The following is a 21,726-nucleotide window of genomic DNA, read 5'->3' on the forward strand; positions in this document are numbered from 1 at the left end:
CCCCGAGAGGTCACCGGTTCTCCCCGAGACGTCGCTCGGTCGCGGCCGATGGTCCGGAAATCAGTGACCTCTCGACCCGGTCAGAAGAGGGAGTCGGACTCCAGGCCGAGCAGCAGCTGCTTGCGCTCGAGGCCACCGGCATAGCCGGTGAGCGCGCCGCTCGCGCCGACGACGCGGTGGCACGGGATGACGACAGGGATCGGGTTGCGGCCGTTGGCGAGACCGACCGCCCGCGCGCCATGGCCAGTGAGGCCGAGCCGCCCGGCGATCTCGCCGTACGACGCCGTCCGGCCGTAGCCGATCGTCAGCAGCTCCTTCCACACCCGCTCCTGGAACTGCGTCCCGACCGGAGCGAGGGGTAGGTCGAACTCCGTGCGCTCGCCGGCGAAGTACGCCGCCAGCTGTCGCGCGCACTCCACCAGCACGGGGTGATCGTCGTCGCGGTCACCGAGGATGCGGGCGTCGGGGTCGCGGAAGGGATGGAACTCGATCGCGGTGATCGAGCCGTGGTCCTCGACCAGCCGGAGCTGGCCGATCGGTGAGTCGGTGATGGTCCACATCAGGGCATCTCCCCAGGGTCGTTCGAGTCATCGGGGTCGTCAGGGGCCAGGGACAGCGCGGTCCAGAGATGGAGCAGCGCGTAGGAGCGCCACGGGCGCCACCGCTCGGGGTCGGCGTCTGCGGCGCCACGCCGACGGAGCGCGCGGATGATGCCGACGTCGGTCGGCAGGAACACGTCGGGATGGCCGAGCGCGCGGAGCGCGACGTAGTCGGCGGTCCACGGCCCGATGCCGGGCAGTGCCAGCATCGCCGCGCGTACGCCGGCGCGGTCGGTGCCGCGGTCGAGGCAGAGGTCACCCGCGGTGACGGCGGACGCGAGGGTCGCGATCGTGCGGCCGCGGGCGCGCGGCATCGGCAGCACCCCCGGCTCGATCGCGGCCAGGGCGGCGGGCGAGGGGAACAGATGGGTGAGGCCGTCGACGCCCGTGTCGACCGGCGTGCCGTGCGCGGCGACGATCCGACCGAGGACGGTCCGCGCCCCGGCGACGCTGACCTGCTGGCCGACGACCGTGCGGACCGCCAGCTCGGGCCCGTCGACGCTGCCCGGGACCCGCAGCCCGGGCCAGCGGCGCACGAGCGGTCCGAGGATCGGGTCGCCGGCGAAGGCCTCCCCCACCGCGCATGGGTCGCAGTCGGCGTCGACGAGCCGGCGAGCGCGCTCGACGGCCGCGCCGGTGTCCCGCAGGTCGGCGAGCCGGAACGTCGCCCGGACGAAGCCGGTCTCCCCCGTCGCCGCAAGGTCGTCGAGCTCGAGCCGGACGCTGCCGGGACCGTGAGGCAGGTCGAGCGTGCGCGCGAACCACCCCTCGCCCGCGGTCTCGACGCCGGGGACCGCGTGGTCGCGCAGGAAGCCGAGCAGCGCGCGACCGGCGAACGGGGTCCGCACGGCCAGTCGCAGGCTGACCGTCCCGACGGGCGCGGTGCCCCCCGGCGTATCCCGGGAGCGACGACGCCCGCGGAGCTGCGTCGGCGTCGCGGCGTAGACCTCCCGCACGGTGTCGTTGAACTGCCGGACGCTTGCGAAGCCCGCTGCGAAGGCGATGTCGGCGAAGCCGAGGTCGGTGGTCTCGACGAGCGTGCGCGCGGTCTGTGCGCGCCGCGCACGGGCGAGCGCCAACGGGCCGGCGCCGAGCTCGGCGGTGAGGATCCGGGTGAGATGACGCGGCGAGTAGCCCAACCGCGCGGCCAGCCCGTCCACACCCTCACGGTCGACGACGCCGTCGGCGATCAGGCGCATCGCCCGTCCTGCCGCCGTGGCCGCCAGGTCCCAGTCGGGGCTGCCGGGTGTCGCGTCCGGCTGACAGCGCTTGCAGGCGCGGAAGCCGGCCGCCTGGGCGGAGGCCGCCGTCCGGTGGAAGGTCACGTTGGCGTACGCCGGCGTGCGCGCCGGGCACGACGGCCGGCAGTAGATGCCGGTCGTCCGGACGGCGGTGTAGAAGACGCCGTCGAAGCGGCGGTCGCGCGACTTGACCGCGCGGTAGCACGACTCGCGGTCGAGCCCGAACCCCAGCCCTGGCGTGGCGGTGCCGTTCGTCGTGGTCATGTCCTCATCCTCCCTCCCGCCACCGACAGTCTCTCGCGGGAATCGGACATGGCGTCATCGCGCCGGCGGCCGGAGCCGCCGCGACACCGGCAACCGGAGAGCGGTGAGATTCATCGCACTCTCAGCCGATGCTGGAAGGATCACGCCATGCCCCCCGCCTCTGACACCCCCGGGCAGCTCGCGCCGCGCCACAAGCGCACCGTCCTCGCGACGATCACCGCGACGCTCGTCGTGCTCGCCCTGGTGACCGGGCTCAGTGTGTTCTTCCTCTACCGCCACCTGGACGGCAACATCCGCACCGGCGCGGAGATCGACCACCAGGTCTCGAAGAAGAAGGTCGACGCGCCGAAGCAGCCGCTCAACCTCCTGCTCCTCGGCACGGACACCCGCGACTGCACCGGATGCGGCGTCGACCAGGAGGCCGGTGGCGGGCTCTCGGACACCACGATCATCCTGCACGTGTCCGCCGACCGTCAGTCCGCCGTCGGCATCTCCATCCCGCGCGACACCCTGGTGGACCCGGTCGCCTGCACCCGCAACGCTCCCCGGGCCGCCGGCACTGAGCAACTGCAGTGGAACGAGGCCTACAAGGCCGGCGGCGCCGACTGCACGGCCGCGCAGGTGGAGCACACCTTCGGCGTCTACATCGACGGCTATCTCGCCATCAACTTCGGCGGTTTCAAGGACATGGTCAATGCGATCGGCGGGGTGGACGTCTGCATCCCGAAGCCGCTCGACGACCCGAAATACCTCCACGTCCACTTCGACGCCGGCTCGTCGGTCCACCTCAACGGCGCCCAGGCGCTCAGCTACGTCCGGCTGCGACACGTCGGCTCCGGCACGGACGTCGACCGCACCAAGCGCCAGCAGACCTTCATCGCCGCGATGGTGAAGAAGGTCGTCTCCGCCGGCACGCTCGCGCGCCCGGACCGGCTCTACCGGTTCGCCAACGCCCTGACGAAGTCCATCGAGACCAACCCGGAGCTCGCCAAGGCCTCCGACCTCGTCGACCTGGCCGAGGAGCTCAAGGGCACGGACCTGGGCCACATCCGCTTCATCACCGTGCCGAACCACCTCTTCTCGCCGGGCGAGGCCGGCTATCCGTACGTCGGCCTCAGCCCGTCGTACAAGGGCCTCATGACGCGCATCCGGGAGGACCGCCCGTTGGGGCCGTACGCCAAGGGCTCGCTCACCGCGAAGGGCCCGAAGAAGCATGCCGGCAAGGCCGCCAAGAGCCAGGCGAACGCCGTCGGCATCTGCGCCTGACCCCGTCGTGCCGGCGGCCTGGCCGCCGCCGGCACCACCGGCACCACCGGCACCACCGGCACCACCGGCACCACGGCGAAATCCGCCGCGACCGGAGAAATGCCAGAAGGCCCGCCGCGCGGAGCGCGGCGGGCCTTCTGGTAGTGGTACCCCCGACCGGATTCGAACCGGCGCTACCGCCGTGAGAGGGCGGCGTGCTAGGCCGCTACACAACGGGGGCTCACTGGTGCTTCCCTCGGCCCTCGGGATCGTGCCCTTCGGACTTCGTTCAGCGGGATGAAACCTTAGCGGATCCGCGGGCTTCGTCCTAATCGGGGGCTTGGTCTCCCTCGCCCGCCGATCAGCTGGGGTACTAGGACTCGAACCTAGAACAACTGAACCAGAATCAGCCGTGTTGCCAATTACACCATACCCCATCGACTTAAGCGTCGATCGGCTCTTTCGCTTGCGCTCTGGAACCGAGTGAGAACATTACAGGGGCCTCACCGGAGAGGCGAAATCGCCCCGTCCGGCCAGCGCGGCCGTCCGGGTCTGGAGCCCGCGGCGCCGTGCGCACCACGTCGCCAAGGCGAGGTAGACGAGCGATTGTGTGAGCGTGACCGGGATGTTCCACCAGCTCCCCGAGCTGGTCGTGAGCGCATCGCCGATGCTGCTGTAGGCCAGCGCCGCGCCGAACGCCACGAAGTTGTTGAGCACGTGCATCGCGATCCCCGCCTCGAGGCCCCCGGTGGCGATGACGAGGACGCCGGCGACCAGACCGAACGCGAACCGGTCGAAGAAGATCGGGACGTCCTGACCGATGCCGTGGAACAGCGCGAAGACGAGGGCGGGTACGACGACCGCGACCCACCGCGCCCGGAACAGGCCGCCCACCGCCTGGGTGAGATAGCCACGGAAGAGGAACTCCTCCCCCGCCGCCTGGAGCGGCGTCAGCAGGAGGATGACGACCATGAAGCCGACCGTGGTCGCCGTGAGGTCGTTCACCGTGCCGCTCAGGTCACCCGTGCTGTCGGTCTGGGTCACCGGCAGCACCGAGCTCACGATGACCGTCACCACGAGCGTCACCGCCGACAGCCCGAGACAGGCCAGCAGCCAGCGCCACCTGATCCGCGCCACGACGGACAGGATCCACCCCGGCCGCCGGCCGTGGACGAGGAGGGTCGCCAGGATCGCGATCGGGATGGCGCAGGCGAGCGTGACGTTGAGGCACGCCAGCGTCACCGGCGTCGCGTGTGCGGTGTCCGCGAGCTCGTCGGCGGCGTCGGCGGCTGAGGACCCGCTCAGGACCAGGCCGGCGAGGAAGAGTCCCTGGACCAGGACGGGGGCGATCGCGAACGCGGCCGCGAACGCCCCCACGACGCCGAGCAGCGCCCGCACGAGGCCGGTCCGCGCCCCGCGCTGCAGCTCGGGGTAGGTCAGCCCCTCCGGCGGCTCCACCCGGACGCCTAGCCCAACACTGCCTGGAGACGGGCGAGCGTGCGGTCCCGCCCGAGCAGCTCCATCGACTCGAACAGCGGCGGGCTGACCCGCTTCCCGGTCACCGCGACCCGCACCGGGCCGTAGGCGACCCGTGGCTTGAGCCCCAGCTCACCCTCCTCGTTGCCGGTGAGCCTGGCCGAGAGCGCCTCCTGGATCGCCGCGGTCGACCAGGTGGAGAGACCGGCCACGGCGTCGTACGCCGCCCGGACGATCTCCTTGCCCTTGTCATCGAGGAGCTTCGCCGCGTCGGTCTCGTCGAGGGCGAACTCGTCGTCGGAGACGAAGAGGAACCCGAGCATCCCCGAGGCCTCGGTCAGCTTGTTGATCCGCTCCGCCACGAGCGGCATCGCCGCCTCGAGCAGCTGGGCGTCGCTGTCGCAGACCGGGTCGGAGAGCACGCCGTCGCGCTTGAGGAACGGGATCACCCGATGGGTGATCTCCTCGACCGACAGCCGGTGCATGTGCTGGGCGTTGATCGCCTCGGCCTTCTTCAGGTCGAAGCGCGCGGGGTTGGGGTTGACGTCGCGGATGTCGAAGGCCGTCACCATCTCCTCCAGCGAGAAGATGTCGCGGTCGGCCGCGATCGACCAGCCCAGCAGCGCGAGGTAGTTGAGCAGTCCCTCAGGCAGGAAGCCGTCCTCGCGGTAGGCCAGGGCGTGTGCCTCCGGGTCGCGCTTGGACAGCTTCTTGTTGCCCTGCCCCATGACATAGGGCAGGTGACCGTACGCCGGCGTCGACTCGGCGAGGCCGATCTCGATCAGCGCGTCGAAGAGTGCCAGCTGGCGCGGCGTCGAGGAGAGCAGGTCCTCGCCACGCAGGACGTGGGTGATCCGCATCGTCGCATCGTCCACCGGCGCCGTGAGCGTGTAGAGCGGGTCGCCGTTGGCCCGGGCCAACGCGTAGTCGGGCACGAACTCGGTCTCGAACGTGATCTCCCCGCGGACCAGGTCGGTCCAGGTGATCGAGCCGTCCGGCATCCGGAAGCGCGGGACCGGCCGGCGCCCCTCCGCCTCGAACGCCGCGACCTGCTCCGCGCTGAGGTCACGGCAGAAGCCGTCGTACCCTATCAGCTTGGAGCCGCTCGCCTGGCGGCGCGCCGTGACCTCCTCGTTGGTGCAGTAGCAGTCGTAGACGTGCGACGTCGCACGGAGCTTCTCCAGCGCCTCGCGGTAGAGGTCGCCGCGCTCGGACTGCTTGTAGGGGCCGTACGGGCCGCCGACCTCGACGCCCTCGTCCCAGTCGAGCCCGAGCCAGCGCATCAGGTCGAGGATCCCGCGGTAGGACTCCTCGGTGTTGCGCTCCTTGTCGGTGTCCTCGATGCGGAACACGAAGGTCGCCTGACCGCCGTTCAGCGCCGCGTGGCGTGCGAAGGCCCAGTTGAAGAGGGCGGTGCGGACGAGGCCGACGTGGGGGCTCCCGGTCGGGCTGGGAGCCATCCGGACCCTGACTGCGGACGTGGTTGCGCTGTTCACCGGGATGCCACCTTGTTCGTGAGAGAGCCGATGCCCTCGACGTAGACCTCGATCTCGTCGCCGGGCTCCATGGGACCGACACCTTCGGGGGTGCCGGTGAGGATGACGTCGCCGGGCAGCAGCGTCATGACGCTGGACACGGCGTGCACCAGCGTGGGGATGTCGAAGACGAGGTTCGCAGTCGAGCCGTCCTGCACCACGTCGCCGTTGAGGAACGTCTGGAGGCGTACGCCGTCGGCCAACCGCGCCAGGTCGACGTCGCCCTCGTCGCCGAGCAGCGTGATCCACGGACCGAGCGGGCAGAACGTGTCATAGCCCTTCGCCTGCGAGAAGTGGCCGGTGCGGCGCTGGACGTCGCGCGCCGTGACGTCATTGGCGACCGTCACGCCGTAGACGACCTGCGCCACGGCCTCCGCGGTCGCGGGGACGTCGCGGCAGATCCGCCCGATCACCACCGCCAGCTCGCCCTCGTAGTGGAGGTCCTCGCTGGCCGCCGGCCGCTGGATGGTGTCGTTCGGGCCGATGACGCTGGTGTTGGGCTTGAGGAAGAAGAGCGGCTCGGTGGGGACCTCGTTGCCGAGCTCTGCCGCGTGCTTCGCATAGTTGCGCGCCACGGCGACCACCTTGCTGCGCGGCAGCACCGGCGCCAGCAGGCGCACGTCGTCGAGCTTGTGGACCTCCTCGAGCGGGTTGATGCCGGCGTAGAGCGGGTCCCCGGCGAGCGCGACGACACTCGCGCCCTCCTCCGGCTGGCCGTACTCGTCGAGCTCGCCCGTCACGATGCCGAACTGTGGATCCCCGCCTGTGGTGAATCTCGCGATGCGCACCCTGCGAGCCTATCGACCTAGGCTTCCGGGTCGTGGAGGTGTTCTCGCGCGAGGACTGGCAGGCGCGCGCCGCGTCACACGCGGCCCGCATCGACGCCTACGTCGCTCCTCATCTGGCCCGTCGCGAGGCCCGCGTCAAGCATCCGGTGCACGACTTCCTCTTCACCTACTACGCGCAGCGGCCCGCCCAGCTGCGGCGCTGGCACCCCGGCTTCGGGGTGCTGCTCGAGGACGCGGCGGAGTACGCCTCGCTCAAAGGGTACGCGCGGCTCGAGCGAGGCGTCGCGGTCACCGAGGCGTACGTCGCCTCCCAGCGCGTCCTGCTCGAGACGCTGCTCCGGCTCCTGCGCGCGACCGCCGGGAGGTCGGCCCACCTCGGCTGCTTCGGCATGCACGAGTGGGCCATGGTCTACCGGCTCACGCCGGAGCAGGTGCGGCACGCCGACTGGCCGCTGCGGCTCGGGCCCGAGGGCACCGACCGGGTCGTCGAGTCGCACCGGATCGCGTGCTCCCACTTCGACGCCTACCGCTTCTTCACCCCGGCCGCGGCACCGCTCAACGCGCTCACGCCGCGCTCGGACGACCGCCCCGACTTCGAGCAGCCCGGCTGCCTGCACGCCAACATGGACCTCTACAAGCACGCGTTCCGGCTGACTCCCATGGTCCCCTCCGACCTCGTGGCCGACTGCTTCGCGCTGGCGTGGGACATCCGCACGCTCGACATGCGCGCGGCGCCCTACGACCTCGGCGACCTCGACGACGGAGCCTTCTCCCCCGTCCGGGTCGAGACGCCCGAGGGGAAGCGGGAGTACGCCGAGGCGCAGCGCCGGTTCGCCGAGCGCGCCGCCCCGCTGCGGCAGCGGCTCATCGCGGAGTGCGAGCGGCTGCTCGCCCCGGCGCGGTCACCCCGACCGGCATAGGCGTCCGAGTCGCCGCGACACGCCGCGCTCGGGCGCGGATCCGTGGGCCCGTGCGCAGCTATGCCCGTCGAGGTGACCGCCGCGTCAGCCCCGGACGACGCCGTGCTCGACGCACTCGGCCGACCAGCCGCGGGGCGTGACCTGGACCTTCATCCGCCGACGGCAGCGGGCGCAATAGCGCGGCGGCTCGAGCGCCCTCCTCGCCTCGCAGGCCGGGTGGACGCCGGGCTCGCCGCAATGACCGCAGTAGGTGGCGTCCAGGCCCCTCTCCGGGCTCACCGCGCCCGCCACTACAGGCTCCGGGCGAGCTCGCGGATCGGCATCGTGAGCTCGGTGAGCAGGTCGAGGTCCTCGCTGGGGTCGCGTCCGAGGGTGGTGAGGTAGTTGCCGACGATGACCGCGTTGACCCCGCCGAGCAGGCCGTCACGGGTGCCGAGATCGCCGAGCGTGAGCTCGCGGCCACCGGCGTAGCGCAGGATCGTGCGAGGCATCGCGAGCCGGAAGGCGGCGATGGTGCGCAGCGCGTCCTGGGCGTCCATGACCGGCAGGTCGCCGAAGGGGGTGCCGGGGCGCGGGTTGAGGAAGTTGAGCGGGACCTCGTGCGGGTCCAGCTCGGCGAGCTGGGCGGCGAGCTCGGCGCGCTGCTCGAGCGTCTCGCCCATGCCGACGAGCCCGCCGCAGCACAGCTCCATGCCGGCCGCGCGGACCATCTCGCAGGTCTCCCACCGCTCCTCCCAGGTGTGGGTGGTGACCACGTCGGTGAAGTAGGACCGCGCCGCCTCGAGGTTGTGGTTGTAGCGGTGGACGCCGATCGCCGCGAGCTCGTCGACCTGCGCCTGGGTGAGCATGCCGAGGCTGCAGGCGACGTTGATGTCGACCGCCTCCTGGATCGCCTTGACCCCGTCGCGCACCTGCGACATGAGGCGCTCGTCGGGCCCGCGTACGGCGGCGACGATGCAGAACTCGGTCGCGCCGGTCGCGGCCGTCTCCTCGGCCGCCTTGACGAGCTGTGGGATGTCGAGCCAGACCGACCGGACCGGTGAGGTGAACTGGCCGGACTGGGAGCAGAAGTGGCAGTCCTCCGGGCAGCCGCCGGTCTTGAGGGAGATGATCCCCTCGACCTCGACCTCGGGTCCGCAGTGGGCCATGCGGACCTCGTGCGCCAGCGCCAGCAGCTCCGGCACCCGCTCGTCGGGCAGCCGCAGCACCTCCACCAGCTCCTCGTAGGGCAGGCCTTCGCCGCCTGCCAGGACCGTGACTCGGGCTCGCTCGATGATGTCGCTCACGGCGGCGACCCTAGACCATTTCCTGAACGATGTTCAGAACGGTGTTCAGGAAATGGTCTAGGGTCCTCGTCCGATGAGTCTCGACACCCCGGCCGACCTGCTGGCCTACGACCGCGCGCACGTCTGGCACCCCTACACCTCCCCGACCCTGCCCGCGCCCGTCCGGCTGGTGACCGGCGCCGCCGGCGTACGCCTGAGGCTGGAATCGCCCGACGAGCCCTCCACCGAGGTGATCGACGCGATGTCCTCATGGTGGGCCGCGATCCACGGCTACCGCGTGCCCGAGCTCGACGCCGCGCTGGCCGCGCAGACGCGGGACATGGCCCACGTGATGTTCGGCGGTCTCACGCACGCGCCGGCGGTCCGGCTGGTCGAGCGCCTGGTCGCGATGACGCCCGCGCCGCTGCAGCACGCGTTCCTCGCCGACTCCGGGTCGGTGGCCGTCGAGGTCGCGCTCAAGATGGTGCTGCAGCACCAGCGCGGGCAGGGGCGGCCCGAGCGCACCCGGCTGCTGACGGTCCTCGGCGGCTACCACGGCGACACGCTCGGCTGCATGAGCACCTGCGACCCGGTCGGCGGGATGCACACGATGTTCACCGGCACGCTGCCCCGCCAGGTCTTCGCCGAGCGCCCGCCGGCGCAGGGCGCCGACGCCGCGATGGTCGAGACCTGGGCCGACGGCGTTCGCACCGTCGCCGCCAGCCATGCCCACGAGCTCGCCGGGATCATCGTCGAGCCGCTCCTGCAGGGCGCCGGCGGCATGCACGCGTACGACGCCCGCTGCCTGCAGGTCCTGCGGGAGGTCGCCGACGAGCACGGCCTGGTGCTGGTCTTCGACGAGATCGCCACCGGCTTCGGCCGCACCGGCGAGCTGTTCGTCTCCGGTGGCACGGCCCGGGTCACGCCCGACATCCTCTGCCTCGGCAAGGCCCTCACCGGCGGCTACCTGACGCTGGCCGCCGTGCTCACCACCCCCGACGTGGCCGAGGGCATCGCGGCGAGCGAGTCGGGCGTGCTCATGCACGGCCCGACGTTCATGGGCAACCCGCTGGCCTGCGCGGTCGCGCTCGCCAGCCTGGACCTGCTCGAGGCGCGCGACTGGCGGGCCGACGTGGCCAGGATCAACGCCGGGCTGCGCGCCGGCCTCGAGCCCCTGCGCGAGCGGCCGGGCGTCGCCGACGTCCGCACCCTGGGCGCGGTGGGCGTCGTCCAGCTCGACCATCCGGTGGACGTGGCGAAGGCGACCGACGCCGCCCTCGAGGAGGGCGTGTGGCTGCGGCCGTTCCGCGACCTGGTCTACACGATGCCGCCGTACGCCTGCGGCGACGACGACGTCGCGGCGATCACCCGGGCGATCGGCCGCGCCGTGGAGGTGGCATGACCTACCCCGCTCCGGGCCGTTGGGAGTCCTGGCTCGCGACCCAGGCGGACGCGCGCGCCGCTGCCGGCCTGACCCGCACGCTGCGGCCGCGTGCCGCCGACGAGTCCGTGATCGACCTGGCCGGCAACGACTACCTGGGGCTCGCGCGTCATCCGGAGGTGCGGGCGGCGGCGGCCGAGGCCGCGCACGAGTGGGGTGGCGGCGCGGGGGCGTCGCGGCTCGTCAGCGGCACGCTCCTCCTGCACAGCCGGCTCGAGCAGCGCCTGACCACGGTGATGGGGCAACCGGCCGCGCTGGTCTTCTCCACCGGCTACCACGCCAACCTCGCCGTCGTCGGCGCGCTCGCCGACCGGGACACCGAGATCATCTCCGACGCCCACGTCCATGCCTCGCTGATCGACGCCGTCCGGCTGGCGCGCGCCCGGGTCACCGTCGTCCCCCACAACGACGTCACCGCGGTCCGTACGGCGCTGGCGGCCGCCGGCGGGCGCCGTACGCTCGTGCTCGCCGAGTCGGTCTACTCCGTCCTCGGCGACGAGGCGCCGCTCGCCGCGCTCGCCGCGGCCTGTCAGGAGTACGACGCCTGGCTGGTCGTCGACGAGGCGCACGGCCTCGGCGTCCACGGTCCGGGCCTGGTCGCGGAGCGCGGTCTCGCCGGCGCCCCGCACGTCGTCGTGACGGCGACCCTGTCCAAGGCCCTCGGCAGCCAGGGCGGGGCGGTCCTCGGCCCGCACGCGCTCGTGCACCACCTGGTCAACACGGCCCGGCCGTTCATCTTCGACACCGGCCTGGCGCCGGCATCCGCGGCCGCGGCCCTGGCCGCGCTCGAGGTCCTCGACCGCTCCCCGGAGCTGCCGATGGTGGTCCGGCGCCGGGTCGACGGGCTGGCCGGGCTGCTGGGCGTGGCGCCGCCCGCCGGGGCGGTGCTGTCCGTGCCGATGCGCTCCCCGCAGGCGGCACTGGCCGCCGCGGCAGCCGCGCTCGACGCGGGTGTCCGGGTCGGCTGCTTCCGACCCCCGTCCGTGCCCGACGGCGTCTCCCGCCTGCGGGTCACCGCCTCCGCGGGCGTCCGCGACGACGACTGGGCGCACGCCACCGAGGTGCTGCTGCGCGTCACGAAGGAGTACGCATGATCCGGGTCGTGACCGGCACGTCGACCGGCGTCGGCAAGACCGTGGCGACGGCGGCACTGGCCGCGCGGGCCGTGGCGCGGGGCCAGCAGGTCGTCGTGGTGAAGCCCGTGCAGACCGGGATCGCCGACGGCGACTCCGACGCCGCGGAGATCCACCGGCTCACCGGCTGCGCGGTGCAGGAGTACACCGGCCTCGACCACCCGCTCGCCCCCGACGCCGCCGCCCGCGTGCAAGGCGTGACGCTGCCGCCGGTGACGGAGTACGCCGACCGGATCCGGGTCCTCGACGCGTTCCACGACCTCGTCCTCGTCGAGGGTGCCGGCGGGCTGCTGGTGCGCCTGGACGACGACGGCGGCACCCTGCTCGACCTCGCCGCCCAGACGGGCGCGGACGCCGTCGTGGTGTGCGCCGCGGGACTTGGCACGCTCAACCACAGCGAGCTGACCGTCCGTGCCCTGCGTGAGCGCGGTGTCGACGTCGCCGGGCTCGTCATCGGGTCGTGGCCCGCCGAGCCCGACCTGGCGTCCCGGTGCAACCTCGGCGACCTGCCCCACCACACCGCAGCGCCGCTGCTGGCGCGCATCCCCGAGGGTGCCGGAGCGCTCGACCGCGAGCGCTTCACCGCCGAGGTTGACGGCTGGTTCGGCTGACGTCAGCCGACGACGGCGCTCGCCCTGATCCCGTCGACGACGATGCCGAGCCCGGCCGCGAAGTCGGAGCCCGCCCGCGGCTCGTCGCCGATCGCGCCCGCGCTTCCCGCCTGGAGGTGGGTCTGCTCATCGAGGGTGTGCCCGAGCACGAAGTGGAGCAGCGTCCGCGCCGCCGTCGGGACCAGGTCGCCGGGGAGACCGCTGTCGGCCAGAGCGGTCGCGAGGTCGTCGTACGGCTGGACGGTGCCGAGGCCGAACGCCATGACCGTGCCGACCAGCTCGGCGCCGTCGCGGTAGGCCAGCATCGCGTCCCGCAGCGCCGTGCACACCCGGGTGAGCCGCTCGTCCCACGCGACCGCGGCGACAGGGCGCGCGCCGCGCCGCAGGATCTCGTCGGAGAGCGCCGCGAGCAGCATCTGCTTGTTCGCGAAGTGGTGGTAGAGCGCGCTCGGTTGGACGCCGAGCTCCTGGCCGAGCCGGCGCATCGACAGGTCCGCCAGGCCATAGCGGTCGAGCACGTCGATCGCGCGTTGGACGACGTCCTCACGGCGGTAGCGCATCGTGCCCCTCTCGTCGGTCGGACCGCGTTTGACCACGCTCGCGGGCCACCTTAACCTGAACGCCGTTCAGCCCAGAAAGGCGCCCATGTCCGAGACGCTCACCACCCCCACCTCCGCGCCGGCTCGCCGCCTGCTCACCACCACCGACCTCGCCCTGGTCGCGGCGTTCGCGGCGCTCATCAGCGTGTGCTCCTACGTCGCCGCGATCCCCGTCGGCGGCGCCGGCGTCCCGATCACGCTGCAGACCTTCGGCATCCTGCTCGCCGGGGCGCTGCTCGGCCCCGTCCGCGGCCTCCTCGCGGTCGTGGTCTACCTCGTCCTCGGCCTCGCGGGGCTGCCCGTCTTCGCGGAGCACAGCGCCGGCCCGGGCGTCTTCACCGGCGCGACGGCGGGCTACCTGTGGACGTTCCCGCTCGTCGCCCTCGTGGTCGGGCTCGTCGTGCGGTTCGTCGTCGGCCGGCGGCGCACCTCCGCCCTCTACGTCTTCCTCGCCTGCGCGCTGGGCGTCCTCGTCAACCACGCCGGCGGCATCGTCGGCATGAGTGCCGTGCTCCACGTCGACCTGGCGAAGGCGGCATCCTTCGATGCGCCGTACTGGCTCGGCGACGCCATCAAGGCCGCGGTCGCGGCGCTCGTCGCCGCGGAGGTGCACCGGGCGTTCCCGCGGCTCCTGCGGCGCGGCTGAGACGTGGCGGAGATCAGGCTCGAGGGCGCGGAGGTCCGGATCGAGGACGCGGACGGCGCCTCCCGGACGATCCTCTCCCCCACCACCCTGACGCTGACCGAGCAGCGGATCGGGGTCATCGGCGGCAACGGTTCCGGGAAGTCGACCCTCGCCCGGCTGGTCAACGGGCTCGTCGAGCCGACGGCGGGTCGGGTGTCGGTGGACGGCCTCGACGTGGTCCGCCACGGTGCCGCCGTACGCCGCAAGGTCGGGTTCTGCTTCACCGACCCGGCCGCCCAGCTGGTGATGCCGACCTGCGTCGAGGACGTCGAGCTCTCCCTGCGGCGTACGGTCAAGGACCGGGTACGCCGGCGGCAGCTCGCCCTCGAGACGCTGGCGCGCTTCGGGCTGGCCGAGCGTGCGGACGTGAGCGTCCACGCCCTCTCCGGTGGCCAGCGTCAGCTCCTGGCGCTGGCGGGCGTGCTGGCGACCGAGCCGGAGGTTCTCGTCTGCGACGAGCCGACGACGCTGCTCGACCTGCGCAACACCCGGATGATCGGCGACCTCCTCCTCTCGCTGCCGCAGCAGCTGGTGCTGGTCAGCCACGACCTCGACCTGGTCCGCCGCTGCGACCGGGTCCTGGTCGTCGAGGACGGCGCCGTCCGCTTCGACGGCCCCGCCGAGGAGGCCGTCGCCGACTACGTGGCGTCGGTGGACCCTGCGGACCCGGCCACGTCCACGACGCCTGGACGGACGAGCCCGGCATGAGCATGACCGTCGGCCTCTACCGCCCCGGGACGACCCCGCTCCACCGGCTCCCGGTGGGTGTGAAGCTGCTCGGGCTCGCCGCGCTGAGCGTGGCGATCGTCGTCGTACGCGGCCCGCTGTCGGCCGTCGCGTTCCTCGCCGTCGCGATGGTGCTCGCGCTCGTCGGCCGGCTCGACCTGCGGGTCGTGGCCCGCGCGCTGCGCACCGTCCTGGTCCTCGCGGTGGTCGTCGCCCTGCTCCAGTGGTGGCTCTTCTCCCTCGACCGGGCGGTGGAGTCCCTGCTCGACCTGGTCTCGTTGGCGCTGCTGGCGCTCACCCTCACCGTCACCACGGCGATCACCGACACGCTCGACGCGGTGATCGGCTGGATCACGCCGCTGCGTCGCGTCGGCGTCGACCCCGAACGGGTCGCCCTGACGATCGGCCTCGCCGTGCAGTCGCTGCCCGGCACCCTCGCCCTCGCCCTCGAGACTCGCAACGCCGCCCGGGCCCGCGGGCTGGAGCGCTCGCCGCGCGCCTACCTCACGCCGTTCGTGATCCGGGTGGTCGCGCGTGCCCACGAGACCGGCGACGCGCTCAAGGCGCGCGGAATCGGCGACTGAGTCCGCCGCCCCACTCACTCACATCAACGGGTGGGGCCAAAGTGTCACCGTGACATCTTGCGAGTCGGGTGACACTTCACAAATGTCACTCCCGCCGCCAACTGTCACGGTGACAGTTTGGCAAACCCGCGAACCCGCCGCCCGACGGCTCACCAGCCCGGCGGCCGCCGGTCGGCCCAGGGGGCGGCCGCCTCGACCTGCGCGGCGAGCGAGAGCAGCAGCTCCTCCTCCGCGGGCCGCGCGGCCAGCATGACTCCGACGGGCAGGCCCTCCGGCGTCGTGTGGAGCGGGAGCGAGACGGCCGGCATGCCGGTGACGTTCCACGCCGAGGTCCAGGGCGTGAACGCCTTCTGGGCGGCGAAGTCGGCCGCCGGGTCGGCGTCGTTCCGGATCGCACCGACCTTCGGCGGCGGGCTGGCGAGGGTGGGCGTCAGGACGGCGTCGTACGGCGCCAGCGCGGCGAGGGCCGCAGCGGCGAACCGTCGCATGGCGCCGATCGCCAGTCCGAACTCCGGCGCGGAGACCGCCTCGCCCTGCTCGGTGAGCCAGAGGGTCAGCGGGCGCAGCAGCTCCCGCCTCTCGGGCGGCAGCGGCGTGACCGACAGCGCGGTGAGCACGGCCCAGCAGGTCTCGAAGACCGGCACCGCCTCCGGCGGCAGCGGGACCGGGACGTCGACGATCTCGTGGCCCAGCGACTCGAGCAGCCCAGACGCGTCCTCCCAGGCCCGCACGCACTCCGGGTCGACCGGCACGTCGGCGATCACCGGCTCGACGAACCGCGCGATCCGCAGTCGGCCCGGCTCGCGGTCGCAGGCGTCGAGGAAGGACTCCCCCATCGGCGCCGGCGCCCAGAACGGGTCACCCGTACGACGCCCGGCCAGGACGTCGAGGAACGCGGCCGCGTCCCGCACGGTCCGCGCGAGCGGGCCGGAGGTGGCGAGGCCCACCGGGTCGCCGTACATCGGGGCCGGCGAGATCCGGCCCCGCGTCGGCTTGAGGCCGACCAGCCCGCAACAGGAGGCGGGGATCCGGATAGAGCCGCCGCCGTCGGAGCCCTGCGCGACCGGCACGAGCCCGGCCGCGACGGCCGCCGCCGCGCCACCCGACGAGCCGCCGGCGGTGCGCGTGCGGTCCCACGGCGTGACCGCCGGCGGGGCGACGTCGGGCTCGGTGTAGCAGGGGCTGCCGAACTCGGGGGTGTTGGTCTTCCCGAGCGAGATCATGCCCGCCGCCTCGATCGAGAGCGTGACGTTGTCGGAGACGTCGGGGACGTAGTCCTCGAAGGCCCTCGATCCGAACGTCGTGCGCACGCCCAAGGTGTGATTGAGGTCCTTGATCGCCGTCGGCACGCCCCACAGCGGCGAGGCGCCAACCGGCTTGATCGAGAGCTCGCGGGCGCAGCTCGAGATCCGCTCCTGCGCGAGGGTCACGAACGCCCCGACGTCGTCGAGCTTGTCGATCCGGTTGAGGTAGTGCTCGGCGAGCTCGCCGGGCGAGATCTCGCAGCGGTGCAGCAGCTCGCCCTGCTCGAGGGCGGTCAGGTCGTGCAGCTCAGCCATGGTCCGAACCTAGCCTCGCGCGGGCGGCTTGGGCACCCCCGTCCGTCGGTCAGTGCGGAATGCCGGAGTAGGCCAGCATCTCGCCGCCGGCGAAGGTCCCGGCGCCGAGGAGGAGCGCCACCAGCGGGATCCAGAAGATCGGCCGCGGGCGGAAGGAGAGCCACATCATCACGCCGAACGCGACGACGAGGAAGAGCCAGTGCGCCGTGCTGGCCAGCGTGATCCCGGCCATCACGCGCTCGTCGTCGCACGGAGCGGACCGCGCGTCGGCGGGCGAGGGGCACGCGTCCGTCATCATCATCGAGAACGCCCCGACGAACGAGGCGACCACCCCCAGCACGGCCGCCATCGCGAAGAGCAGCCAGCCGACCACGAGGTCGGCGACCAGCCCGCCCTCACGGGCGGGCGGTTTCCTGAGTGGGGCGTACGGCGGCAGCGGCTGGGTCACGCCGTACGCATGCCCTGCGCCGGCCGCCCGAAACCGGCCGCCGGTCCGGCTGTGGAAAAGCGCTCAGTCGCCGAGATGCCGCCGCAGACCGAAGGTCAGCCCGTCGACGAGCGCCTCCCACGAGGCGTCGATGACGTTGGGGCCGACCCCGACGGTGACCCAGGAGCCCTCGCCGTCACTGGTCTCGATGAGGACCCGCGTCTTGGCGTCGGTGCCGTGGCCCTGGTCGAAGAGGCGGACCTTGTAGTCGATGAGCTCGAACTGCGCGACCACCGGGTAGGCCTGCGTGATCGCCGTCCGCAGCGCCTGGTCGAGCGCGTTGACCGGCCCGTTGCCCTCGCCGGTGACGACGTAGCGCGTCCCGCCGGCACGCAGCTTCACGGTCGCCTCGGTCGCGGGCTCGTCGCCCGGCCGATTCTCGGTGATGACCCGCCAGGTCTCGACGTCGAAGTAGGACGGCCGCGTCCCCTCGACCTCCTCCATCAGCAGCAGCTCGAAGGAGGCGTCGGCCGCCTCGAAGGTGTAGCCGCGGCCCTCGAGCTCCTTGACCCGCTCGGTGACCCGGGTGACCAGCTCGCGGTCCCCCGAGAGGTCGTAGCCGAGCTCCTTGCCCTTGAGCTCGATCGAGGCGCGACCGGCCATGTCGGAGACGAGCAGCCGCATGTCGTTGCCGACCGTCACCGGGTCGAGGTGCTGGTAGAGGTCGGGGTCGACCTTGATCGCGCTGGCGTGGAGGCCCGCCTTGTGGGTGAAGGCGCTGGCGCCGACGTACGGCTGGCGGGAGGCAGGCGGGACGTTGGTCACCTCGGCGACGGCGTGCGCGGTGCGGGTGGCCTCCTGGAGCAGCCCCTTCGGGAGGACCTCGCGGCCGAGCTTCAGCTCCAGGTTGGCGACCACCGCGACGAGGTCGGCGTTGCCGGTGCGCTCGCCGTAGCCGTTGATGCAGCCCTGCACGTGGGTCGCGCCGGCGTCGACCGCGGCGAGCGTGTTGGCGATCGCGCAGCCGGTGTCGTTGTGGCAGTGGATCCCCACCCGGACCCCGGTGGTGTCCACGACGTCGTGGACGACGTCGGCGACCCAGCCGGGCAGCATGCCGCCGTTGGTGTCGCACAGCGCGATGACCTCGGCGCCGGCGTCGTACGCCGTCCGGAGGACCTCGAGCGCGTAGTCACGGTTGGCGCGGTAGCCGTCGAAGAAGTGCTCCGCGTCGAGGAAGACCTGCTGCCCCTCGGCGCTCAGGTGGGAGACCGTGTCGCGGATCATCGCGAGGTTCTCCTCGAGCGTGGTCCGCAGAGCGAGCTCGACGTGCCGGTCGTGGCTCTTGGCGACCAGGGTGACGACGGAGGCCCCGGAGTCGCGGAGCGCGGCGACGAGCGGGTCGTCCGCCGCGCGTACGCCGGCGCGGCGGGTCGAGCCGAAGGCCGCGAGCCGCGCGTGCTCGAGGTCGAGCTCGGACTGCGCGCGCCGGAAGAACTCGGTGTCCTTCGGGTTCGCCCCCGGCCAGCCGCCCTCGATGAACCCGACGCCCAGCCCGTCGAGCTGGCGCGCGATCGCCAGCTTGTCGGCCACCGTGAGGTTGAGCCCCTCCTGCTGCGCGCCGTCGCGCAGCGTGGTGTCGTAGACGTGGAACGCGCCCTGCAGGTCCATGGATCTCTTCTTCGTCTCGTCGGTACGTCGGGGTCGGGGCATAAAAAAACCTCTCGGGTCACGAGAGGTGGCGCGCTGTGCTGGAAGGCTCAGCGCGCTAGCGAATGATGATCGTGCCGGTGATCATGGCGCCATGATGCCACGGCGTCCCGCGTGGTGGGCGGGAGGTCTCACGATCCGGGCCCGCGGTCAGTGAAGCAGCGAGGCGATCGCGGGCTCGCCCGTGCCGGGCGCCCAGTCGGGGCCGCCGGACGAGAGCGACCACAGGCAGCCCGCACCGACCGCGAGCAGGACCAGGACGGCGACCACCCAGCGGCGCAGGCCGCCGGCCAACGGGTGCACGACCCGGGCCAACGGACCGCGGACCCGCTCGCCGCCGGGGCCCAGCCACAGCATCGCCCCGAGCACGGCGCCGCCGACGAACAGCGTCGAGGCGAGCGGCGCGGCGACGGCGTAGCAGACGAGCACCGCCGCCACGGCGATCCCGACCGACCACAGCCAGAGCACCAGCGTGCTCGGCACCGAGCGGACCAGGTCCCAGGGCGCCCCCAGGACGAGCCGCGGGCCGTCGTACCACTTCGCGCCGCGGAGCTCGCGCCGCGACGACACCGTCGAGGCCGCCAGCGAGCCGGTGCGGAGCAGCCAGACGAGGACCAGCATCACGGCGAGCGTGATCCAGGGGTACGCCGCCAGCCCGGCGCCGGCGACGAGGCCGGCGCCGAGCCACAGGACGAAGCGGCGCGTGAGCGTGGCGAAGCCCGGCTTCACCGGCACCGGTGGCGGGGTCCACTCCGGGGCCGTCGTCTCCTCGACGTCCTCGTCCACGAGCGTGGCGCCGTCGGCGAGACCGTCGCCGGGGTCGTCGTGGAAGAACGAGAGCGGCAGCGTGGCGGGAGGCGCCTCGCGGCTCCCCCGCGGCGCTGTCGACGCGACCGGCGGCAACGCGGCCGGATCCCGGAGCCAGCCGAGGAGGGCCTCGAGGGTGGGCCGACGCGCCGGCTCCGGGTCGAGCGCCGCGGCGAGGACCCCGCGCAGCTCATCGGGGACACCGGCGAGGTCGAACTGCCCGCGGCGGGCCCGGTCCATGATCGCCATCGAGGGGCCCGTGCCGAAGGGGGCCCGGCCGGTGGCGGCGTACGCGACGGTGGCGGCCCAGCTGTGCACGTCGGTCGCGGGCGTCGCCGGCTCGCCGTGGAGGATCTCCGGCGGAAGATACCCCGGCGTGCCGAGCAGCCAGCCGGTGTGGGTGATCTTGGGGTCGTCCGCCACCCGCGCCAGGCCGAAGTCGATGAGGATCGGCGTGCGCCCCTCCATGATCACGTTGGACGGCTTGACGTCGCGGTGCAGGACGCCCGCCGCGTGGCAGGCCGCGACGCCCTCCGCCAGGCAGCGCGCGAACCAGGTCAGATCGGCGCCCGTGATCGGGCCCTCCTCGGCGACCTCGTCGTGGAGCGAGAGGCCGGGGACGTAGCGGGTCGCGACGTAGGGGACCGGGCCCCACGGGTCCGCGTCGACGATCTCCGCGATCCACCGGCTGCGGACGCGCTCGAGCGAGGACACCTCGCGGGCGAGCCGCGCACGGCCCTCCTCGTCGCCGACGATCTGCGGACGCAGGATCTTGAGCGCGACTCGCTCCCCCGTCCGCTCGTTGCGGGCCAGGTGGACCACGCCCATCCCGCCCTCACCCAGCGGCGCCTGGAGGGTGTAGTCGCCGACGATCCGAGGACCCTCGTTGACCTTCCGGCGCGGCGCTGTCGTCACGCTGCGAGGTTACCTGCCCACCGCACGACGAGCGCGCAACACGAGCGTCGTCCGGTGCGTGTGATGGCCAGGCGGCGCCGCCAGCGCGCGGACCGGGCGGCGCTCGTCAGATGATGCGGCGCATCCAGCCGAACGTGTCCTCGGCGCGGCCGAACTGCACGTCGACGAGCTGCTTGCGCAGCGTCTCTCCGACGCCACCGGCCGGGATCGACGGCAGCGAGCCACCCTCCCAGACCAGCTCGCCGACGGGCGTGACGACGGCGGCGGTGCCGCAGGCGAAGACCTCGGTGATCTCACCGGAGGCGACACCCGCGCGCCACTCGTCGATGGCGAACTTCCGCTCCTCGACCTGGTAGCCGAGCTTGCCGGCCAGCTCGATGATCGAGGACCGGGTGATCCCCTCGAGGATGGTGCCGACCTCGGGGGTGACGATCCGGCCGTCGGCGTAGACGAAGTAGAGGTTCATGCCGCCGAGCTCCTCGACGTACTTGCCCTCCGCGGCGTCGAGGAAGACCACCTGGTCGCACCCGTGGCTGTAGGCCTCCTCCTGCGCGACGAGCGAGGAGGCGTAGTTGCCGCCGGTCTTCGCCGCGCCCATGCCGCCTCGGCCGGCACGGGTGTAGTCCTCGCTCAGCCAGATCCGGACCGGCTTCACGCCGCCCTTGAAGTAGGACCCCGCCGGGGAGGCGATCACCATGTAGGTCACGTGATGGGCCGCGCGCACGCCGAGGAACGGCTCGGAGGCGAACATGAAGGGCCGCAGGTAGAGACTCTTCTCGTTGCCTTCGGACGCCTCCGGCACCCAGCGCTGGTCCACCTTGACCAGCTCGAAGACCGACTGGACGAAGTCCTCGATCTCGAGCGTGGGCAGCGCGAGCCGCTTGCTGGAGCGGGCCATCCGCTGGGCGTTCGCCTCCGGGCGGAACGCCCAGATCGACCCGTCGGCGTGGCGGTAGGCCTTCATGCCCTCGAAGATCTCCTGCGCGTAGTGCAGGACCGCCGTGGCGGGGTCGAGGCTCAGCGGGCCGTACGCCTCGATGCGCGCATCGTGCCAGCCCTTCTCGGGCGTCCACTCCACCAGGAGCATGTGGTCGGTGAAGTAGTTGCCGAAGCCCGGATCGGCCAGGATCTCCGCAAGACGTTCGTCGCTGGCCGGGTGGGACGAGAGCTTCGTGGTGATCTCCATGGGATCAACCTAA

The 21,726-nt window shown here is 72.6% G+C and carries 21 protein-coding genes and 2 tRNA genes; 8 read left to right on the forward strand and 15 right to left on the reverse strand.

The window, feature by feature from the left end; genetic code table 11:
- Positions 1-80 precede the first annotated feature (80 nt).
- Complete coding sequence (locus AB3X52_RS02620; protein ID WP_367991221.1) at positions 81-560, reverse strand: methylated-DNA--[protein]-cysteine S-methyltransferase; 480 nt, start codon at positions 558-560, stop codon at positions 81-83.
- Positions 560-2,104 carry an Ada metal-binding domain-containing protein gene (locus AB3X52_RS02625; RefSeq protein ID WP_367991222.1) on the reverse strand — a complete coding sequence of 515 codons (1,545 nt, stop codon included), beginning with the start codon at positions 2,102-2,104 and terminating at the stop codon, positions 560-562. Before AB3X52_RS02625 ends, AB3X52_RS02620 begins: the two co-directional genes overlap by 1 nt.
- A 147-nt stretch (positions 2,105-2,251) precedes the next feature.
- Here AB3X52_RS02625 and AB3X52_RS02630 point away from each other — a divergent pair, with 147 nt between their 5' ends.
- Complete coding sequence (locus AB3X52_RS02630) at positions 2,252-3,370, forward strand: LCP family protein (RefSeq protein ID WP_367991223.1); 1,119 nt, start codon at positions 2,252-2,254, stop codon at positions 3,368-3,370.
- A gap of 144 nt (positions 3,371-3,514) precedes the next feature.
- Here AB3X52_RS02630 and AB3X52_RS02635 read toward each other — a convergent pair.
- The 5 genes from AB3X52_RS02635 to AB3X52_RS02655 all read right to left on the reverse strand — a co-directional run bounded on the left by AB3X52_RS02635 (position 3,515) and on the right by AB3X52_RS02655 (position 7,148).
- Positions 3,515-3,590: transfer RNA gene (locus AB3X52_RS02635), tRNA-Glu, on the reverse strand.
- A 124-nt stretch (positions 3,591-3,714) separates the two neighbouring features.
- A tRNA-Gln gene (locus AB3X52_RS02640) sits at positions 3,715-3,786 on the reverse strand.
- Positions 3,787-3,841: 55 nt separating this feature from the next.
- Complete coding sequence (locus AB3X52_RS02645; RefSeq protein WP_367991224.1) at positions 3,842-4,807, reverse strand: CPBP family intramembrane glutamic endopeptidase; 966 nt, start codon at positions 4,805-4,807, stop codon at positions 3,842-3,844.
- An 8-nt stretch (positions 4,808-4,815) separates the two neighbouring features.
- The gene (gltX, locus tag AB3X52_RS02650) at positions 4,816-6,285 is read right to left on the reverse strand and encodes a glutamate--tRNA ligase (RefSeq protein ID WP_367991280.1); all 1,470 of its coding nucleotides are present in this window, start codon (positions 6,283-6,285) and stop codon (positions 4,816-4,818) included.
- Between the two features lie 32 nt (positions 6,286-6,317).
- The gene (locus AB3X52_RS02655) at positions 6,318-7,148 is read right to left on the reverse strand and encodes a fumarylacetoacetate hydrolase family protein (protein WP_367991225.1); all 831 of its coding nucleotides are present in this window, start codon (positions 7,146-7,148) and stop codon (positions 6,318-6,320) included.
- Between the two features lie 32 nt (positions 7,149-7,180).
- On the opposite strand from AB3X52_RS02655, the gene AB3X52_RS02660 reads away from it, so the two are divergent.
- The gene (locus tag AB3X52_RS02660; protein ID WP_367991226.1) at positions 7,181-8,068 is read left to right on the forward strand and encodes a 3-methyladenine DNA glycosylase; all 888 of its coding nucleotides are present in this window, start codon (positions 7,181-7,183) and stop codon (positions 8,066-8,068) included.
- An 84-nt stretch (positions 8,069-8,152) separates the two neighbouring features.
- Here AB3X52_RS02660 and bsaP read toward each other — a convergent pair whose 3' ends face one another.
- Both bsaP and bioB read right to left on the reverse strand, forming a co-directional pair.
- On the reverse strand, positions 8,153-8,347 hold the full coding sequence (bsaP, locus tag AB3X52_RS02665; RefSeq protein WP_367991227.1) for a biotin synthase auxiliary protein BsaP: 195 nt from the start codon (positions 8,345-8,347) through the stop codon (positions 8,153-8,155).
- Positions 8,348-8,358: 11 nt separating this feature from the next.
- Complete coding sequence (bioB, locus tag AB3X52_RS02670; RefSeq protein WP_367991228.1) at positions 8,359-9,354, reverse strand: biotin synthase BioB; 996 nt, start codon at positions 9,352-9,354, stop codon at positions 8,359-8,361.
- Between the two features lie 73 nt (positions 9,355-9,427).
- On the opposite strand from bioB, the gene AB3X52_RS02675 reads away from it, so the two are divergent.
- Genes AB3X52_RS02675 through bioD form a run of 3 tightly spaced genes read left to right on the forward strand, consistent with a single transcriptional unit; the run spans position 9,428 to position 12,518 of the window.
- Positions 9,428-10,735, forward strand: coding sequence for an adenosylmethionine--8-amino-7-oxononanoate transaminase (locus AB3X52_RS02675; protein ID WP_367991229.1), 1,308 nt, complete (start codon positions 9,428-9,430; stop codon positions 10,733-10,735).
- Complete coding sequence (locus AB3X52_RS02680) at positions 10,732-11,868, forward strand: 8-amino-7-oxononanoate synthase (RefSeq protein ID WP_367991230.1); 1,137 nt, start codon at positions 10,732-10,734, stop codon at positions 11,866-11,868. The genes AB3X52_RS02675 and AB3X52_RS02680 overlap by 4 nt, the downstream gene beginning before the upstream one ends.
- Complete coding sequence (gene bioD / locus AB3X52_RS02685; protein ID WP_367991231.1) at positions 11,865-12,518, forward strand: dethiobiotin synthase; 654 nt, start codon at positions 11,865-11,867, stop codon at positions 12,516-12,518. The genes AB3X52_RS02680 and bioD overlap by 4 nt, the downstream gene beginning before the upstream one ends.
- Positions 12,519-12,520: 2 nt before the next feature.
- Here the strand turns inward: bioD and AB3X52_RS02690 are convergent, their stop codons facing one another.
- Positions 12,521-13,078 (reverse strand): TetR/AcrR family transcriptional regulator C-terminal domain-containing protein, encoded by a 558-nt coding sequence (locus AB3X52_RS02690; RefSeq protein WP_367991232.1) that lies wholly within the window; start codon positions 13,076-13,078, stop codon positions 12,521-12,523.
- 85 nt (positions 13,079-13,163) lie between these two features.
- Here AB3X52_RS02690 and AB3X52_RS02695 point away from each other — a divergent pair, with 85 nt between their 5' ends.
- From AB3X52_RS02695 to AB3X52_RS02705, 3 genes are read left to right on the forward strand one after another with little or no spacing between them, the layout of a single operon-like run.
- Positions 13,164-13,763, forward strand: a complete 600-nt coding sequence (locus AB3X52_RS02695; RefSeq protein ID WP_367991233.1) for a biotin transporter BioY — start codon at positions 13,164-13,166, stop codon at positions 13,761-13,763.
- Between the two features lie 3 nt (positions 13,764-13,766).
- Positions 13,767-14,510 (forward strand): energy-coupling factor ABC transporter ATP-binding protein, encoded by a 744-nt coding sequence (locus AB3X52_RS02700; protein WP_367991234.1) that lies wholly within the window; start codon positions 13,767-13,769, stop codon positions 14,508-14,510.
- Entirely contained in the window at positions 14,507-15,112 is a 606-nt protein-coding gene (locus tag AB3X52_RS02705) for an energy-coupling factor transporter transmembrane component T family protein (RefSeq protein WP_367991235.1), read from the forward strand. The genes AB3X52_RS02700 and AB3X52_RS02705 overlap by 4 nt, the downstream gene beginning before the upstream one ends.
- Positions 15,113-15,261: 149 nt before the next feature.
- Here AB3X52_RS02705 and AB3X52_RS02710 read toward each other — a convergent pair whose 3' ends face one another.
- From AB3X52_RS02710 to AB3X52_RS02730, 5 genes are all read right to left on the reverse strand, one after another.
- Complete coding sequence (locus AB3X52_RS02710) at positions 15,262-16,671, reverse strand: amidase (protein ID WP_367991236.1); 1,410 nt, start codon at positions 16,669-16,671, stop codon at positions 15,262-15,264.
- 49 nt (positions 16,672-16,720) lie between these two features.
- The gene (locus AB3X52_RS02715; protein WP_367991237.1) at positions 16,721-17,119 is read right to left on the reverse strand and encodes a hypothetical protein; all 399 of its coding nucleotides are present in this window, start codon (positions 17,117-17,119) and stop codon (positions 16,721-16,723) included.
- 63 nt (positions 17,120-17,182) lie between these two features.
- The gene (gene cimA, locus AB3X52_RS02720; protein WP_367991238.1) at positions 17,183-18,766 is read right to left on the reverse strand and encodes a citramalate synthase; all 1,584 of its coding nucleotides are present in this window, start codon (positions 18,764-18,766) and stop codon (positions 17,183-17,185) included.
- A 189-nt stretch (positions 18,767-18,955) separates the two neighbouring features.
- Positions 18,956-20,527, reverse strand: coding sequence for a serine/threonine protein kinase (locus tag AB3X52_RS02725; RefSeq protein WP_367991239.1), 1,572 nt, complete (start codon positions 20,525-20,527; stop codon positions 18,956-18,958).
- A 106-nt stretch (positions 20,528-20,633) separates the two neighbouring features.
- On the reverse strand, positions 20,634-21,713 hold the full coding sequence (locus AB3X52_RS02730; protein ID WP_367991240.1) for a branched-chain amino acid aminotransferase: 1,080 nt from the start codon (positions 21,711-21,713) through the stop codon (positions 20,634-20,636).
- Positions 21,714-21,726: the final 13 nt, after the last annotated feature.

This window comes from Nocardioides eburneus (genome assembly GCF_040838215.1).
Classification (GTDB): domain Bacteria; phylum Actinomycetota; class Actinomycetes; order Propionibacteriales; family Nocardioidaceae; genus Nocardioides; species Nocardioides eburneus.

Coding starts and splice junctions, on each gene's coding strand:
- AB3X52_RS02710 (WP_367991236.1), bottom strand. CDS start 16,671: ATGGCTGAGCTGCACGACCTGACCGCCCTCGAGCAGGGCGAGCTGCTG.
- bioD (WP_367991231.1), top strand. CDS start 11,865: ATGATCCGGGTCGTGACCGGCACGTCGACCGGCGTCGGCAAGACCGTG.
- AB3X52_RS02705 (WP_367991235.1), top strand. CDS start 14,507: ATGAGCATGACCGTCGGCCTCTACCGCCCCGGGACGACCCCGCTCCAC.
- cimA (WP_367991238.1), bottom strand. CDS start 18,766: ATGGACCTGCAGGGCGCGTTCCACGTCTACGACACCACGCTGCGCGAC.
- AB3X52_RS02690 (WP_367991232.1), bottom strand. CDS start 13,078: ATGCGCTACCGCCGTGAGGACGTCGTCCAACGCGCGATCGACGTGCTC.
- AB3X52_RS02630 (WP_367991223.1), top strand. CDS start 2,252: ATGCCCCCCGCCTCTGACACCCCCGGGCAGCTCGCGCCGCGCCACAAG.
- gltX (WP_367991280.1), bottom strand. CDS start 6,285: ATGGCTCCCAGCCCGACCGGGAGCCCCCACGTCGGCCTCGTCCGCACC.
- AB3X52_RS02680 (WP_367991230.1), top strand. CDS start 10,732: ATGACCTACCCCGCTCCGGGCCGTTGGGAGTCCTGGCTCGCGACCCAG.
- AB3X52_RS02695 (WP_367991233.1), top strand. CDS start 13,164: ATGTCCGAGACGCTCACCACCCCCACCTCCGCGCCGGCTCGCCGCCTG.
- AB3X52_RS02625 (WP_367991222.1), bottom strand. CDS start 2,104: ATGACCACGACGAACGGCACCGCCACGCCAGGGCTGGGGTTCGGGCTC.
- AB3X52_RS02730 (WP_367991240.1), bottom strand. CDS start 21,713: ATGGAGATCACCACGAAGCTCTCGTCCCACCCGGCCAGCGACGAACGT.
- AB3X52_RS02620 (WP_367991221.1), bottom strand. CDS start 560: ATGTGGACCATCACCGACTCACCGATCGGCCAGCTCCGGCTGGTCGAG.
- AB3X52_RS02675 (WP_367991229.1), top strand. CDS start 9,428: ATGAGTCTCGACACCCCGGCCGACCTGCTGGCCTACGACCGCGCGCAC.